General features: G+C 67.8%; 17 protein-coding genes and 3 pseudogenes. 9 read left to right on the top strand and 11 right to left on the bottom strand.

The window, feature by feature from the left end; translation table 11 throughout:
• Positions 1-96: 96 nt before the first annotated feature.
• From OHA64_RS00580 to OHA64_RS00565, 4 genes are all read right to left on the bottom strand, one after another.
• On the bottom strand, positions 97-417 hold the full coding sequence (locus OHA64_RS00580) for an MmcQ/YjbR family DNA-binding protein (protein ID WP_405606463.1): 321 nt from the start codon (positions 415-417) through the stop codon (positions 97-99).
• Positions 418-482: 65 nt separating this feature from the next.
• Positions 483-902 (bottom strand): hypothetical protein, encoded by a 420-nt coding sequence (locus OHA64_RS00575; protein WP_405606461.1) that lies wholly within the window; start codon positions 900-902, stop codon positions 483-485.
• Between the two features lie 12 nt (positions 903-914).
• Positions 915-1,220, bottom strand: a complete 306-nt coding sequence (locus OHA64_RS00570; protein WP_405606459.1) for a hypothetical protein — start codon at positions 1,218-1,220, stop codon at positions 915-917.
• Entirely contained in the window at positions 1,217-2,209 is a 993-nt protein-coding gene (locus OHA64_RS00565; protein WP_405606457.1) for a GTPase family protein, read from the bottom strand. Before OHA64_RS00565 ends, OHA64_RS00570 begins: the two co-directional genes overlap by 4 nt.
• Positions 2,210-2,435: 226 nt before the next feature.
• Here OHA64_RS00565 and tpg point away from each other — a divergent pair.
• Positions 2,436-2,949, top strand: a pseudogene (gene tpg, locus OHA64_RS00560) (telomere-protecting terminal protein Tpg).
• Positions 2,950-3,034: 85 nt separating this feature from the next.
• Positions 3,035-3,559: a hypothetical protein gene (locus OHA64_RS00555; RefSeq protein WP_405606455.1), complete on the top strand. Its 525-nt coding sequence runs from the start codon at positions 3,035-3,037 to the stop codon at positions 3,557-3,559.
• A 44-nt stretch (positions 3,560-3,603) separates the two neighbouring features.
• Here OHA64_RS00555 and OHA64_RS00550 read toward each other — a convergent pair whose 3' ends face one another.
• Positions 3,604-4,809 (bottom strand): IS110 family transposase, encoded by a 1,206-nt coding sequence (locus OHA64_RS00550; RefSeq protein WP_405606453.1) that lies wholly within the window; start codon positions 4,807-4,809, stop codon positions 3,604-3,606.
• 371 nt (positions 4,810-5,180) lie between these two features.
• On the opposite strand from OHA64_RS00550, the gene OHA64_RS00545 reads away from it, so the two are divergent.
• Together OHA64_RS00545 and OHA64_RS00540 are read left to right on the top strand one after the other, a co-directional pair.
• Positions 5,181-5,963, top strand: a complete 783-nt coding sequence (locus OHA64_RS00545) for a phosphotransferase enzyme family protein (RefSeq protein WP_405606451.1) — start codon at positions 5,181-5,183, stop codon at positions 5,961-5,963.
• Positions 5,964-6,045: 82 nt separating this feature from the next.
• Positions 6,046-7,374 (top strand): annotated as a pseudogene (locus OHA64_RS00540) (NF041680 family putative transposase); the annotation flags it as partial.
• 33 nt (positions 7,375-7,407) lie between these two features.
• Here the strand turns inward: OHA64_RS00540 and OHA64_RS00535 are convergent.
• The gene (locus OHA64_RS00535; RefSeq protein ID WP_405606449.1) at positions 7,408-7,947 is read right to left on the bottom strand and encodes a GNAT family N-acetyltransferase; all 540 of its coding nucleotides are present in this window, start codon (positions 7,945-7,947) and stop codon (positions 7,408-7,410) included.
• Positions 7,948-8,080: 133 nt separating this feature from the next.
• Positions 8,081-8,869, bottom strand: coding sequence for a transposase family protein (locus tag OHA64_RS00530; RefSeq protein WP_405606447.1), 789 nt, complete (start codon positions 8,867-8,869; stop codon positions 8,081-8,083).
• A 256-nt stretch (positions 8,870-9,125) separates the two neighbouring features.
• On the opposite strand from OHA64_RS00530, the pseudogene OHA64_RS00525 reads away from it, so the two are divergent.
• Together OHA64_RS00525 and OHA64_RS00520 are read left to right on the top strand one after the other, a co-directional pair.
• Positions 9,126-9,386, top strand: a pseudogene (locus tag OHA64_RS00525) (ISKra4 family transposase); the annotation flags it as partial.
• Positions 9,387-9,455: 69 nt separating this feature from the next.
• Positions 9,456-9,854 (top strand): DUF4440 domain-containing protein, encoded by a 399-nt coding sequence (locus OHA64_RS00520; protein WP_405606445.1) that lies wholly within the window; start codon positions 9,456-9,458, stop codon positions 9,852-9,854.
• Between the two features lie 45 nt (positions 9,855-9,899).
• Here OHA64_RS00520 and OHA64_RS00515 read toward each other — a convergent pair whose 3' ends face one another.
• The 3 genes from OHA64_RS00515 to OHA64_RS00505 all read right to left on the bottom strand — a co-directional run bounded on the left by OHA64_RS00515 (position 9,900) and on the right by OHA64_RS00505 (position 10,999).
• A complete protein-coding gene (locus OHA64_RS00515) occupies positions 9,900-10,448 on the bottom strand; it encodes a GNAT family N-acetyltransferase (RefSeq protein WP_405606443.1) in 549 nt (182 codons plus the stop codon).
• A 32-nt stretch (positions 10,449-10,480) separates the two neighbouring features.
• Positions 10,481-10,630, bottom strand: a complete 150-nt coding sequence (locus tag OHA64_RS00510) for a hypothetical protein (RefSeq protein WP_405606441.1) — start codon at positions 10,628-10,630, stop codon at positions 10,481-10,483.
• 90 nt (positions 10,631-10,720) lie between these two features.
• The gene (locus tag OHA64_RS00505; RefSeq protein ID WP_405606439.1) at positions 10,721-10,999 is read right to left on the bottom strand and encodes a hypothetical protein; all 279 of its coding nucleotides are present in this window, start codon (positions 10,997-10,999) and stop codon (positions 10,721-10,723) included.
• A 280-nt stretch (positions 11,000-11,279) separates the two neighbouring features.
• On the opposite strand from OHA64_RS00505, the gene OHA64_RS00500 reads away from it, so the two are divergent.
• Positions 11,280-11,501 (top strand): hypothetical protein, encoded by a 222-nt coding sequence (locus OHA64_RS00500; RefSeq protein WP_405606437.1) that lies wholly within the window; start codon positions 11,280-11,282, stop codon positions 11,499-11,501.
• Positions 11,502-11,760: 259 nt separating this feature from the next.
• On the opposite strand, the gene OHA64_RS00495 is transcribed toward OHA64_RS00500, so the two are convergent.
• Positions 11,761-12,696: a LysR family transcriptional regulator gene (locus OHA64_RS00495; RefSeq protein WP_405606435.1), complete on the bottom strand. Its 936-nt coding sequence runs from the start codon at positions 12,694-12,696 to the stop codon at positions 11,761-11,763.
• Positions 12,697-12,851: 155 nt separating this feature from the next.
• Here OHA64_RS00495 and OHA64_RS00490 point away from each other — a divergent pair, with 155 nt between their 5' ends.
• Positions 12,852-13,592, top strand: a complete 741-nt coding sequence (locus OHA64_RS00490; protein WP_405606433.1) for a hypothetical protein — start codon at positions 12,852-12,854, stop codon at positions 13,590-13,592.
• 159 nt (positions 13,593-13,751) lie between these two features.
• A complete protein-coding gene (locus OHA64_RS00485) occupies positions 13,752-14,975 on the top strand; it encodes an MFS transporter (RefSeq protein ID WP_405606431.1) in 1,224 nt (407 codons plus the stop codon).
• The last annotated feature ends 95 nt before the right edge of the window (positions 14,976-15,070 follow it).

Here is a 15,070-nt window from a genome sequence, read left to right as displayed (position 1 = left end):
GTCTCTCGGACCGCAGGCGGACGTGTGCGGACGTGGCGAGCTGTGCACGGGGCTGACAGGCGTCGGCTCAGCCGATCGTGGGGAAGCTCGCGGCGCTCATCGGGCACCGGGGCGGTCGCGTCGCGGCAGCCGCTCGGCGACCAGGTCGTAGGAATCCTCGACCGCGTCGGTGATCAGCCGCTCGGTGATGCCGGGGCCAGGCCCAAGCGAGATCCAGTGGCGTTTGTCGAGGTAGTGGCCCGGTGTGATCGAGGCGTATCCGCGTACGTGAGCGCGGGCGTGTTCGGGTTCGCACTTGACCGTGATGATCGGATCGTCCGGGTCGTCGGTGACGATCAGGAACACCTTGCCCGCGACCTTGTACACGTCGAGGCCGGGGGTGAAGGGGTAGCCAGCAGGCCGGGCGCGGGTGTGCACCGCAGTGCGCCTGTGAACCGGCGGTCATCCGCCATCCGCTGGCCCCCAGGTCCATGTCACCGGCTTCACAGTTTGTCCCACCCCCTCAGCACCGAACCGACGATGAAGCCCATGGCCTTGCCGAGGCCTCCCGCGAATCCGGAGACCAGCCGTTCGAGCCAGGAGGCCATGGAGCCGCGGCCCATGTCCTGGATCCGCGCCAGTTCCGCGGCGTTCTGGCGCAGGAGCCGGTCGAGCACCGCGGCGGCCCTGATCATCTCCGCCAGGGCGTCCGCCACCTCCGCGGCCGAGAACTGGTGCCGGCAAAGGCAGTAGAAGCGGCTGTCGGCGACGTCCCAGACGTCCGAGCAGCCCTCGCACCGGACCCGCTCGGTGTCCGGGTCCACGTTGAGGTTGCCGCCAGCGGGGCAGTCCCGGTGGGCACTGGTCTCCCAGGACCGAGCGCAGCCGGGGCAGGAAGGGAAGGGAAAGTCCAGCCAGGCCATCTCGCCCCCCGGCTATGCGCGCGGGCGGCGTTGTACCTGACGCCTCTTCGACCGCTCCCGTTCATAGGAGCTGAGGAAGGCGTCCTTCGCGTTGAGCGCCATGGTGCAGGCGTCGGTGAAGACGGCGGCCACGCTGGCTGCGGCGACCCCGAGACTCGCGGCGATACGGCTGGTGACCCCGGACAGCCACTGCCTGAGCGACGCGTCCGCCATCTGCGCGATATCGGCCCGGTCTTGACCGGCCTCGTCGAGGATCTGCCGCAGCCGCTGGGCGACCGCCTCGACGCTGACGTCATCCGAGGGCACCGCGTCCGTCATCGTCCCCCCGCTTCGACGTCCTTGATGAAACGCATCAGCAGATGCTCGTCCCCGATCAGGCGGAGCCTCTCCTCTGGCGGCAACGATGCCAGCGCCGCGGAGACGGCCGATTCCCGCGACCGGGGAGCGGCTGGCGGCTGCCCGAGATGTTGGGCGCTGCTCGCCGACCAGCCCTCGACATGGTCCTGCGCCGCAGCGGCCGCCAGGCTCTTGCGGTCGATCAGCTCCTTGATGTCGGCGATGTCCATCCGGCTCTCCAGTACCCAGCGGCGTTCCTTTTGGACCGCCTGCATCATCGCCTTGAACAGGGCCGTCAGGTTGTAGCGCTGGGTGGCGGAGTAGCAGACGACTTTGCTTGACGAGTTCGGCAGCACATAGGACATGCGCTGGGTGAAGTCCTGCTCCCGGTCGGCGAGATGGCGCAGCTGCTCGTCTGAGGGGACGTTGAACTGGGGGTTCCAGTCCCGGGGGCTGATCTGGTCGGCTTTGTTCAGCCCGAATACCAGTCGGTCCAGCATCTGCGGATGCGTGCTCACGATCTCGCGGACCATGGCCTGGGTGAGCTGGATGGTCCTGTCCTCCGCCGCGTGCACCCACAGCACCACGTCGGCCTGGGGCAGCACCTGCAGATAGAGGGAGCGGTATGCCTCTTGGTTCCGCTCGTCGTCCCCGATGCCCGGCATGTCGATGACGCTGAGGACGCCGTGTCCCTTGTCGCTGGCGTACTCCTTGTAGACGATCGGGATGCGGTAGGCCCGCTCGGTCGTCGCCCTGGTGTGCCCGACCTGCTGCCCAGCGTTGAAAAGGGCGTTGATCGTCGCCGACTTGCCGACCCCGCTCTCGCCGATGAGGGCGATGACGGGCGGGGGCTCCCGGCGAAGGGCCTCGGTGGTTTCGGCCACCAACTGCGCTCCTAGATCCTTCGAGAGTCCCGAACGAGCCACCGCGGCCTGCACCCGAGCGACGATGTCCTTGCGTAATCCAGCCATGCGATCCGCCCCCCTTGCGTCGAGATGAGGCATCGTTCCACAGCAGATACGCATTTGGTGCGAAAAACAACTAATGATCTTGATCCGATTAAGGGGCTCTAACCGGCCAGCTCGCGGTCACCCGCTCGCCACAAGCGGTCAACCGCCCGGCGCCGGGCAACTCCCCTGGCCGGGCGTGATCGCCCCTCAGCGGCCCACACGGCCGATCATGAACGGAGGACGCCCAGTGGGCATCCTCGGAGACGGCCTCGACCGCGCCGTCCAACGGGCGTTCGCCCGCCCCATCCCCAAGTCGGCGGGCGCGCAGATGCGTTACGCGCTCGGCGTCTCGCAGCGCACCGTGGAGCGGTACGTCAAAGACCAGATCCGCCGGCCCCGCGCCGACCTCGCGCAGCGCCTGGAGGACGCCGTCCGCGCGCTGGCAGCCCCGCATCCGCGCCGAAGCCAGGAAGCAGGCAGCCACCAGCACCGGCCTGGTCGTCGACACCCGCGCCCGGTTCGGCTTCACCGCGGCTCCCGGCACCACCGACGACGCCCGCATCCGCCACCTGACCATCGCCCTGCCCCCGCAGTACGCGGCCCGCCTCTTCGACGCCCAGGACGCCGGCGCGAGCGAGCGGCAGCTGCGTGACATCGCCGCCGAAGGCCTGGGGGAGATGTACTTCCGCGACGGCGGCCGCCGCGCCCACGGCCTGGACGTGGAGTTCACGGACGTCGAGCACGTCGAGTTCGACCTGTAGGCAGAGGCGGCTGTGTGGCCCACCCATCGGTCTGTGACTGATTCCCAATGATGCTTGTCAACCAGTGAGCCGTAGGGTGCGGCTCATGGATTCGTTGATCGCTGCCGTCCGTGAACAGGACGAGGCTGCCGGCTTTCTCGCCTGGCCGGGCGACTTCGACCTGGACCGAGGCGACCATGTCGAGGAAGTCCGCCTCGCCTCGGGGGCTGCGCTCGAGGGTTTCGCCGGCGACGGCGCTGGGGGCACGTACTTCTTCTGCGGTGAAGGTGGCGAGGAACGTCCAATCCTCTATGCCGACTCCGAAGGAGGTGCGGCGCTGGTTGCGATCGGCCTGCCCGAGCTCCTGCGGCTGCTGCTGGTCGCCCCTTGGTGGCGCGACTGCCAAGCGTTCACGGAGGAGGAAAGTCTCGAGCTCGCGGCCGAGTACCTGGAGGACATGCCGGATCTCGTGGCCCGGAGAGACAGTGCCGCGGCGGCCGTGGGCCTCGACCTGCCGGCCCAGGCAGACGTCTTGGCCCGCTTGCGGGAGGTAGCTGTTCGGATGGGAGAAGACTTCGTCCTCATCTTCACGCCGGAGGGCCACTCCTACGAGCCTCTCATCAGGAACTGAGACACACCGCGGCAGCAAGCACGCGCCGTCCCAGGCGACAGGGATCAGCCCACCGCGAGACCGCGCTGAGGTGGTAGGACGTCGAAGGTTCGCTGGTCGCGGATGAGGGCCCACAGGACGTCGAGGCGTCGACGGGCGAGGGCGAGGATCGCCTGCTTGTGGCTCTTGCCCTCGGACCGTTTTCGGTCGTAGAAGGTCTTCGAGGTGGGGCAGAAGCGAGCGGCGATTTGAGCGGAGAGATAGAAGACGCGCAGGAGCCGGCGGTGGTAGCGATATGGCCGGCGCATGTTGCCACTGATGCGCCCTGAGTCCCATGGGACCGGGGCGAGACCAGCGACTCCGGCGAGGCGCCCCGCACTCCCGAAGGCGTCCATGTCCCCTCCGGTGCAGGCGATGAACTCCGCCCCCAGCAACGGGCCCATTCCGGGCATGCTGACGATCACTTCCGCGTCGCGATGCTCACGGAAGCGGGCAGCGATCTTCAGGTCGATGCTGGAGATCTCCTCGTCCAGCGCCAGTACGGCCTTGGCCAGGGTGTGGACCACAGCTGCGGCCGTGGTCTCCCCGGCGACAGCAGTGTGCTGGGCCTGCGCCGCGGCGACGGCAGTGTCGGCCAGGGCCTGCGTGCCGCGCACTTTGCGGTTCTTCAACCAACTCGCCAGTCGGCTCGGACCGATCCGTCGCAAGGCAGCCGGTGTCTGGTAGCCGGTCAGCAGCACGAGAGCACCTTTGGATGCGGCGTAGTCGAACGCCCGCTCCAGAGCAGGGAAGTACTCCAGCAGCTGAGCCCGCATTCGGTTGATGGCCCGCGTGCGGTCGGCTGCCAGATCGTAGCGGCGAGCGGTGAGAATCTTCAGGTCCACCGCGATCTCATCCCAGTCCTGCAGAGGTTGCAGGTCCCTGCGCATCCGGGCCTGGTCGGCGATGACGTAGGCGTCCTTGGCGTCGGTCTTGCCGTCCCCTCGATAGCTGTGGGAGGCGTGGTGAACCGTGCGGCCAGGGATATAGAGGAGCCTTTGGCCGTGACCGGTGAGCAATGCGATCAGCAGGGCGGCTCCGCCCGCGTTCAGGTCGACGGCCCAGGTCACCGGGGCATCCTGAGCCAGAGCGAGGACGTCGCGTATCAGCTCCAGCAGTTCCGCCTCGTTGTTTGGTACTCGGCGTGAGAGCACCTTCGCCCCGTCTGTGTCGATCACCGTGCAGTGGTGCGCGGCCTTGCCGGCATCCGTCCCCGCCCAGAGCTCGGGCACCCGAGCCTCCCTCGTCGATCAGTTGACTGGTCCCTGCAGACGACCACGCCGACGTGTCCTTACGAAGCGATCTCTGTTCGCGCATCCCAATGAGTGGCCGTGTCGTCGCGGGGCGCTGGGCGGCCTATCAGTCAAAGCCACACGGACGGCATGAGCGCTTTCAGCCACACCCAGGCCCCTGGGTCTCCCGATCGTACGAAGGAGCGGAATCAACCCGCCAACAAGGTAAGGAGCGCTTCACTTGGCGAGTGAGCGCGACACTTGCCGAGCTGAGCGTTCAGTTTTCAGCTTGTTCTTTAACCTCTGCCCGCACTCTGACGTTCCCCTGTTAATGGGGTGATCATGGCGAGCTGGTCCGACACACTGGTTCGATGCAGCACGATGATGAACAGCCGTTGCCTGGGGGCAACGTCAGTGATGGTGTCGTTCGCGTCGGCGACACCGTTCGCCGTCCGGCAGGACCGTGGACTCCCTCCGTGCATGCCCTGCTTGCCCACCTGAACGAGGTGGGATTCAGCGCGGCGCCTCGCCCACTCGGCATTGACGATCAAGGACGTGAGGTCCTGACCTTCATGCCGGGACATGTGGTCTGGCCCGACCGGTTCTCGCTGATGGAACCTGCTCGACAGTTGGCTCGCGTTGCAAGCCTCATCCGAGACTTCCACGATGCCGTGCAGGATTTCACGCCCCCGTCCGACGCGCACTGGCAGACCCTGATCCCTCCCGAGGGCAGTGACATCATCGCCCATAACGACCTGGCCCCCTGGAACCTCGTGGTCGCAGACGAGACGCGGTGGGCCCTCATCGACTGGGACGCAGCAGGTCCCGGCTCCCTCCTGTGGGATGTCGCATACGCCATTCACGGGTTCATCCCGCTGTCCGCGCATCCAGACTGGCAGCGCCCGGACGCGGCGGAACGACTGCGGGTCTTCGCCGACGCGTACGGTCTCGATGAGTCCGAACGTCGTCGGTTGGTCCCCCTGCTGGGGCGCCGTACGCGTTCCATGCACGACTTCCTGCGAGACCAGGCAGCCCAAGGTGTCCAACCCTGGGCAAGGCTGTGGGCTGAAGGCCACGGTGACGCCTGGCGAAACGACGCCGAATACATCGAGCAACGCGAAGAGCAGTGGGTGCACGCCCTGCTCGCCGGCTGAGCTTGTTCTTCATGGTCTGAGGTCGAATTGGGCCTCGAACTAGTCCGCTCACCTAGGCGTTCACCGGACGCTGGAGCGGCCGTGCGCGGACGGCCCGGTGACGTCGCCGGTGGACCTGACGCTGGTGGCCGAGCACCGGCGTGGGCACGGCGCGATGTACGAGGCGTTGAACAGTGGGAACGTGGACATGCCCCGGCTGCGGCAGGTGCTGGCCGGTCTGCCGATGCCGCGGGCCGCCGACGGGCGCCTGGTCCTGGCCATCGATGTCAACAACTGGCTCCGACCCGACGCGCCGACCAGCGCGGACCGCCTGTTCTGCCATGTTTACGGCCGCAGCGGACGGTCCTCGGATCAGTTCATCCCTGGCTGGCCGTACTCGTTCGTCGCCGCCCTCGAATCTGGCCGGACGTCCTGGTGCCAGCTCCTGGACGCCGTTCGTCTCGGACCCGAGGACGACGTCGCCGAGGTCACCGTTGCCCAGCTCCGCCGGGTGGTCACCGACCTCGTCGAGATGGGCCGCTGGCACTTCGGCGACCGCAACATCCTCATCGTCTTCGACGCCGGCTACGACGCCCCGCGCATGGCCCACCTCCTCGACGGGCTCCCCGTCGAGGTCCTTGGACGCATGCGTTCGGACCGGGTGATGCGACGGCCGACGCCCTCGCTCAAGGAGTACGCCCTGGCCTATCCCCAGGGCGGGCGCCCGCCGAAGCACGGCAAGGAGTTCCGCTTTGCCAAGCCGGACACCTGGGGCGAGCCGGACGCGGCAACCGTGCAGGTCACCGACCGGTACGGCACCGCCCGCGCGAGGGCCTGGGACCGCATCCACCCCCGCCTGACCACCTGCTCCGCGTGGATCGACCACACTGGCGAACTCCCCGTCATCGAAGGCACGCTGATCCGCCTCCAGGTCGACCGACTGCCCGGCGGAGGCGACCCGCTCCCGCTCTGGCTCTGGTCGTCCGCCACCGGCCTGAACAACGAGGACGTCGACGTGCGCTGGCAGGCGTTCCTGAGGAGATTCGACATCGAACATCTCTTCAGGATGATGAAACAGACCCTCGGGTGGACCCGTCCGAAGCTGCGAACCCCCGAGGCTGGCGAGCGCTGGACCTGGCTGCTCATCGCCGCGCACACCCAGATCCGTCTTCTGCGCGACGCCGCCGCCGACTTGCGGCGGCCGTGGGAGAAGCCCGCCGAGCCCGGCCGGCTCACCCCGGCCCGAGTCCGCCGAGGGTTTCGGAACCTCCGCCCGCACCTGCACTGTCCGGCCCGGGCACCGAAACCCTCAACTCCCGGCCCTGGAAGGCCACTCGGCTCGAAAAACCGGCGACCCGCCACCCGCTACGACGTGGGCAAGACCGTGAAACGACCCGAGAGCATCACCGAACGAAACCAACTCAGACCATAAAGAACAAGCTGACAAGTGACCGAGCCGAGAGCGTCAGACCCTCACACCACGCGCGATTCGGTACAGCACGTTCGGACGCAGTGGCCCTTCGGACACGGTGGGGTCATCGAAATCGTCAGCCGGGTCGCGGGTCATTCCGATCCGGCGCATCACTGCTTGGGAACGGAGGTTGGTAGCAGTCGTCACTGCAAGGATCTCGGGGAGTTCAAGCGTTTCGAAGCCGAAGACCAGGCTAGCCAGGGCGGCCTCGGTGGCGTAACCCTGGCCCCAGGCCGAGCGAGCGAGCCTCCAACCGATCTCAACCCCCGTGAACGGCATGCCATCATCCACCTGGTCCAAGCCCGCGAAGCCGATGAACTCGCCCGTGGCCTGCAATTGAACTGCCCACCATCCGTAGCCTCGCTGGTCGAACTCGGCCTGGAACTGCGCCACGGAGGCATCGCTCTGTTCACGAGTGAGCAGGTCGCCCAAGTGCTCCCGAACCTCGGGATCAGCGTTCATCGCCGCCCACGGTTCAAGGTCGGAGTCTTGCCATCGACGGAGCACGAGGCGATCGGTACGCAGTTCAGCCATGCTGCCCAGCCAACGTGAGCGCTGCCCCCAAGGCAATCCATTTTCTTCGGCACTGCTACCGCCGGTCAGAAGGAGAATGCACGGCTGGCTCCAAGACTGACGAAACGACCAGCGCCCCGGCAAACCTTCCCGGTCAGAGCACTAGGTACCGGCTCCGGCGGCTCGTCGCACCAAGCGGTAGTCGCTCCCGGCTTATCGGTGGTCGGCCTCCGAGCGCGGCACCAGCCCGACATCGTCCGACCGCTCCCGCGGCTACAGGCGCTGGGCGAGGGTCTCGCACGGGCTGCGTGCTCCAGGACGTCCCGGACCACGTCGGCGAGGCCGGCCGCGTCGAAGCGCGCGGAGTGGTGAGCCGCAGGAGGAATGCGCGGCGCCTGGGTACGCACCGGATGCTGAGGGGCACGCGGCACGGGTGCGGACTCCGTCGGAGCTGTCTGCCATGCCTGGACCTGGGAGCGCTGCGTGTCGGTGAGCCAGGCGGAAGCCTGTTCTGCGGCCCGGACGAGCTGGCGGCGCTGGTGGGGCGTGACGCCCGGAAACCTGCGGCGCTTTTGTTCCGCGAGGTCGCCCAGCAGTCGCTGGACCTTCTGCAGGGCCTTGTGCTCTTGAAAAACACCCCCGGCGAAGGCCATCTCCGTCGGGGGTGGTCAGCTTCGTAGCGTTCGCTGCAGGCCACCACGTCGCAGAAGTACCGGCGCACCCGCAGCCGGATGACGACCCGGCGCGATCCCAACGGCCTTTCGTCCAGGGTGCGTTGATACGTGCTGTGTACGCGGCGGGCCTGCTTGCGGCAGTTCGGGCACCTGCCTGGGCGGGCCGTCGACACCGCCTCCACCACCAGGATGCCGGAGGCGTCACTCACTCCCTCCACCCCCACATCGATCCCGGGAAACAGCACATCCTCAACCGTCTTGCTCGCCATGGCAGGAAGCACGCTGCCGAAACGATCCCGCGTTCCTGCCGCTGACCTGGGAATTCACGGAACTGCGGACAGAGCCTTGAAAGTCCCCACCCCGTGCTCAGCGGTGGGGCAAACCTTCAAGGCCGCCCGGATCCTGGCCGGTGACGCCCCCGGAGCCGTCGGCGCCATCCACGCCGAAGCCGACCGCACGGGCCTGTCCCCAGATCAGCGGGCCGCGGCGGACAGGGCCTGCCGCTACCTGGAGAACAATGCCGCCTATCTCCACTACGACAAGGCCCTCGATGCCGGCTGGCCGATCGCCAGCGGCACCGTCGAAGGAGCAGCCCGCCATCTGATCGCCGACCGACTCGACATCACTGGCAGCCGATGGAGCGTCTGCGGAGCTGAAGCCGTCCTTACCCTCCGTGCCGTCATCAGCAACGGTGACTTCCCGCAGTACTGGACCTTCCACACCCGCAGAGAACGCGAACGCCTATACCCCGCCCCCGACCAGGCCGAATACGACCTGACCACCTGAATATGAGGAGCTCAGGAAAGACGCACACATCACGCAAGGGCGAACCGGTGCCGGTGCTACGGTCCCAGTATGTCCAAGGCCAAGATCGACGGCGTCGCCGCCGAGTTCTTCAGTGCGTTCGACAACAGGGGCGGCAAGGCCGCAGATGTGGATCGGGTCCGTCGACTGGTAGTGCCTGGGGGCGTCCTCATCAAGGCAGGGCCGGAGTTCACGGTGTACACCGTGGAGGAATTCATCGAGCCACGCCAACAACTGCTGGTCGAGGGCCGACTGGTGAACTTCAACGAGTGGGAGACTGCGGAGCGCACCGAGACCGTCGGCGCCATCGCATCGCGGTTCAGCGAGTGCCGGAAATCCGGGATCCTCGACGGCGTGCCCTTCGAGGGCGGCGGGACGAAGACGATGCAGTTCGTACTCACCCCGGATGGCTGGCGGATCGCTGCGGTCTCCTGGTGCGACCGGCCCTGAGGTTCAAAGCGGCACCGCCGCACGATCTGGAGTACCCCTCCAGGGTCAGCTCGAAGGGGGCAGGCGCAGTTGCATCCAGACCGAGCTGATGTAATCGCCGTTCTTCGTGGCGTACTCGTCGAAGGTGCCCACGTCGGTGAAGCCGAACTTACGGTGCAGAGCCACCGAAGCATCATTGGGAAGTGCGATACCAGCCAGCGCGACATGGACCGGCTGCGAGCGCAGCGTTGCGATGAGGGTGCGGTACAGAGCCGAACCAATCCCAGCGGCCCGCGCATCGGGATCCACGTAGACGCCCAGTTCAACCGTTTGATCGAAGGCCGGATGCGTCCGGTAGGGACTGCTTGAGGCGCACCCGAGTACCCGATCGCCGGTAGTGGCCACAAACAGCTGGTGCGGGCCCGTGTCGGAGAATCTCTCGAACCACTGCAAGCGGCTCTCTACCGTGACCGGTTGGGTATCGAAAGTGATGATCGAGTGGGTGACGTAGTGGTTGTAGATCCGCACCAGCTCAGGAAGATCATCTTTGCGGCCGGTGCGTACTACCAGCCCGTCGACGGCACGACGCCCGGCCTCGCGGTCTCTTCCTGCCATGGGCCGCATCATGCCATGGTCGTTCTCCCAGATCAGCCCGTCCCTGCAGAAGAGCTACACCCAATGTGGATGCGTTTCTCGCCCTTACCCACACCCGTGCGCGCCAGCGGCCCCTTGCGAGTGATCGTCACGTACTCACCGTCGAAGCTGACCTGTCCGCCCTGCCCCTTTGCTTCGATCATGCATCCACCATCAGGCTGATGCGATCCGCCCGCCACCGGTCAGAGCCGCCAGGGGCGGGGCGTTTCGCATCGTAGCCACGGCCGTGCCGCTCAGGCGTTGCCCCACGCATCGAGGAATCGCTTGCGGTCGTCCTCTGTCTGGTGCAGCCGGCGCCTGGCGAGCAGAACATGCCAGGCAGTGGTCTCGGCGTCGCGCTGCTGGTCGTCGAGCTCCGCCAGGAAGCTGAGCACACGGTCGGCAATGCCCGCTTCGTTCCCCCCGGCCAGGCGATCGAAGGACGGACCGCCCATGTTGCCGGGGTCGATGTACAGAGCGGCATCGCCTCCCGCATCCCCCAGCGCGCCCCAGAACTCATCGCCTTCGGGCATGCCCGGTAGAGAGAGGGCGGCGGAGGCGTGAGGTGAGGGACTGCGGCGAGGGGTGCGGATGCAGCGCAGCATTTGCATGGTCCGGTCGGCAGCGGTTGGACGGCTACCAGGTCGGCATCGCGGCGCAGCAGACAAGTGCGGCTCTCCGCGCCCATGGGTCGGTACATCCTCGGCCCCTGAGGGCCTCCGATGCACCAACGGGGCCGCAGCTGATCCGGCGGCTGCGAGCCGTCTGGGGGCTGGCTCCCGGAGGCTCGTCCGGCTGCGGGCGGTTCAGACGATGTCGACCGACCCCGACGCCCAGGTGCGGGTGTTCACGGCGCCGGACGCCCGCCCGGACCACGGGGCCGGGCTACCTTCAGGCCGGTTGGCGGCCGCGGCGTTCAACCCGCCCCGGTGGGTGCCGGAGAATCCACCGCCTGCCGCGCTCACCGATGCTGCCGCAGGCGTGCTCACCCGAGCCGGTGGCGTCGGTGATCCGGTGCCGGTCAGCCGCCGGTGACGCCAGTTCGGGGTGACCCGTCGACGTGGAGAGTGAAGACATCGGGGCGGGCGTGGGCGAGTTCGTCGAGGTCAAGCTCGGTGGTCAGGATGCCCTCGCCGTCGCGCAGTGGCCGGTATCACCGAGTGGGGAGACGATGACGGAGCCGCCGCCGATGAGGACCGTGTCCGGTGCGTCACCCTGGATGGGGTGGAGGTCGGCGGGCAGGGCGTCGCGGCGCAAGCGATCTCGCCCATGTGTTGCTGCGCCGCCTCATCTATCAGGTGGCCCGCACGGGCGAGTTCTGAGAGCGGCCGGGCTGACTGCACATCAGCACGGCCTCACGCAGCCAACGATGCGCGGGATCGTTGGCTCGTCGAACGTGCCATGCCTGCTGGTACGCGAATCGGGGGAGGTCCAGGGGTGGGGTGAACTTCCGCAGCGTCCTGTGCCGCCGCATCGGCCCCACCGCCCGGCCGGCGACGGTCAGGACGAGATCGGTGCCTTCGAGCAGATCCACTGCCGCACTCCAGTGGGGCAGGGTCACGGCGAGACGCCGCCGCAACCCGCGGGCAGCCAAGGCCGTCTCGATCTCGTCGTTCGCATCGGGGCGCATGGCCAGGGTGATGTGCGGCCGTTGAAGCCAGTCCTCCAGTAGCAGATCGCCTTTTGCAGGCAGCACCGCTTTGTCCGCCAGACTGACGAACCCTTCCTCGAAAAGGTCCTGAACCTCGAGGTCCTCGGGCGCGTGGGGAAAGACTCCGAGCGCAAGGTCGAGTTCGCCGTCCGAGAGCTGCGCCAGAATCGCTTCCCGGCTGGCTTGGCTGATCGCGAGGTCGAGCCCGGGCGCCTCGCCGCGGACATGCCGCACCAGCGGGGGCAGTACAAGGCGCGACGCGTAGTCCGATAACGAGAGCCGAAAACGCCTGTGGGTCAGTGAGGGGTCGAAGTCGGATGCGCTCAGCAGCCCGTTGAGGCTGGCCAAAGCGTCTTCGAGCGGCCGCTCAAGCCCTTGAGCCCGTGCCGTGAGGACCATACGGCCGCCCTGCCGCACCAGCAGGGGGTCATCAAACTGGGTTCGCAGCTGCGCGAGCGCGTGGCTGACGGCCGGCTGGCTCTTGTTCAGCCGCAACGCGGCTCGCGTGACGTGCTTCTCGGCCAGCAGGGCGTGCAACGTCAGCAGCAGGTTGAGGTCGATCCGATGCAGTTCATCCATGCCGCGAATAGTAGAGATGCACACAAAGCATTTCCATAAGTAAACCTGATGCCGGATGGTCGAAGTGGCGGAGCGCCGGCCCTGCCGGGGACGGCGTTGCAGCAGCGGCGGCGCCGCGCTCGATCACGTGCAACTCACCTCAGGGATGATCAGAAATGACCAAGGCAGACCAGGCACTGAAGCTCTCCTACACCGACGGGAGGCCGGACACCATCGGCGTCGAGGCCGTCAACCAGGTCCTGCGCACCGTGGGTGTTCGCATCAGCCAGGTTCCGGTCCCCGCTGAAGCCCACCCGATTCTGGAGGCGTCGAAGGCTCGGGTGCTCTCCGAAGAGGAGCACGTGGACCTCATCGCGCTGTTCAGCCTGGACCGAGAGCAGCTCCTGCAGCAGATCGATCTGGCCGGCCGCAAGCCCGAGGCCGACCGCGGCGGCTTCGTGAACACCTCCGAGCACGGGGTGCCGCCCTACCCGAAGGTGTACGACATGAAGACGATGGATGCCACCGCACGGCACTGCGTGCAGCAGCGGTTCGGCAAGCTCCACGTCAACCGCTCCGACGACGGCGTCGGCATCGACGAAGTGATGACCGTGGTGTCCGGCGGCCCCTGGACGTGGTTCTACCGGCTTCCCGACGGCATGGTGGCGAAGCTGTCGGTGGGCGCAGTGGAGATCGGCGACCTGGCCTGGCGCATCAGTTACCCCGGTATCCGGCCGCACGCCGCGTTCCTGGACGCCGAGCACGGCCTGACCGTGGCCTACGCCCACGGCCCCGAGAAGTTCGTCATCCGCTACGCAGACTCCACCGCCGAAGGGGCGGAGGTCCTGGGCACGAACCCGTGGATCGACTTCACCGGCGACGCCCCCCGGCTGCTGAACGACAGCGCGGCGAACTGACCCATACCGCGTGAGCAGTCGGCTGCGGCTTCGCACCCTGCCGGCTGCTCACAGGGCGCCGGCTTTCGAACAACCCGGCCGCAACCACGGCGCGATCCCACCACGCCCCGCCCCCTCACCGCCAGAGATCACCAACAGCCGACAGGCACAGAAAGAGTCATGTCCCCCACCTTCAGGGTGGCCGCCACGCGCCTCCACTCCACCGTGAGCGAACCCTCCCGCAGCGTCCCCGTCCTGTGGCTGGCACTGCTCGCCACACCGGTCGCCGCCGCCAACAACGCGGCCGTCCTGATCCTCGACGATATGAGCCGCTCCCTCGGGATCACCACAGCCACCGGATCGTGGCTGGTCACCGTGTTCGCCCTGGCACTGGCCATCGCGACGCCGCTGATCGCGACACTGCTGCGACGCCGCGGCACGCGCACCGCCCTGTGGGCCAGCGCCGCCTTCGTCGCCGTCGGCACCCTGCTGGTGGCCCTCTCGCCGTGGCTGCCGCTCACCCTGGTCGGGCGAGCCGCTCAAGCCGCGGGCGGCGCGGGCATGATGGCCATCGCCATGAACCTGGCCGGTACCGCCCGCCGCATGGGCGTGATCAGCGCCGGGTTCGGAATGCTCGGCGCGGTGGGACCACTGCTCGGCGATCGCCTCACCGACGCGTTCTCCTGGCGGGCGGCGCTGTCCACCCTGGTGGTCACCCTCCTGGCCGTCCCCGCGGTCAGCCGCCACACCACACAGGCGCCGCCCGCCGAAGGCCGCTTCGACGCCCGCGGCGCAGTCCTGCTGGCCCTCTTGTCCAGCGGGCTCGTCCTGCTGCCGTCGAACCCGCTGCCCGCCCTGGCCGTGGCCGCCGTCTCCGCGGTCCTGCTGGCCACGCACATCCGGCACCGCCCCAACGGCTACGTCCCCGCAGCCGCCCTGCGCTCACGCCTCTTCCGTAGCTCCGTCCTGACCGCCCTCGCCCTGTCCGTGTCGTACTTCACCCTGCTGTTCGCGATCCCGCAGCTGATCACCGATCGGGCCGACTGGTCGACCGGCCCGGTGGCCGTCGGCCAGATGACCGCCATGATCGCCGGATCCGTGCTCACCCTCGTCTTCGCTGCCCTCGCCGCCCGCCTGGGCCAGACCAACGTGCGGGCGATCCTGCTCACGACCGGGGCACTCGCCGCGGCGGCGGCCGTCTTCGCCCACAGCGCGATCGCGCTCCTGGCGGCGATCGGCCTCGCCGTCTTCAGCGCCACTGCCGCCAACGCCACCCAGTCCATGGCCGCCGCCTCCGCCGTCCCTGACCGACAACGCCCCACCAGCATCGGCCTGTTCCAGCTCAGCTACCTCATGGGCGGAGCCCTCGGCCCGGCCTTCGCCACCATGCTCGTCCTCCGCTGACAGCGCACGCACCACGGTCAGGCGAATCCAATCGGCCCAGCGCAACTACCTGCGACTACTCGTCACGGCGTCAAACCGCCCTCGCGAAAGGAACT

The organism is Streptomyces sp. NBC_00076, assembly GCF_045041235.1.
GTDB lineage: Bacteria > Actinomycetota > Actinomycetes > Streptomycetales > Streptomycetaceae > Streptomyces.
This window is presented reverse-complemented; position numbering and strand designations above follow the sequence as displayed.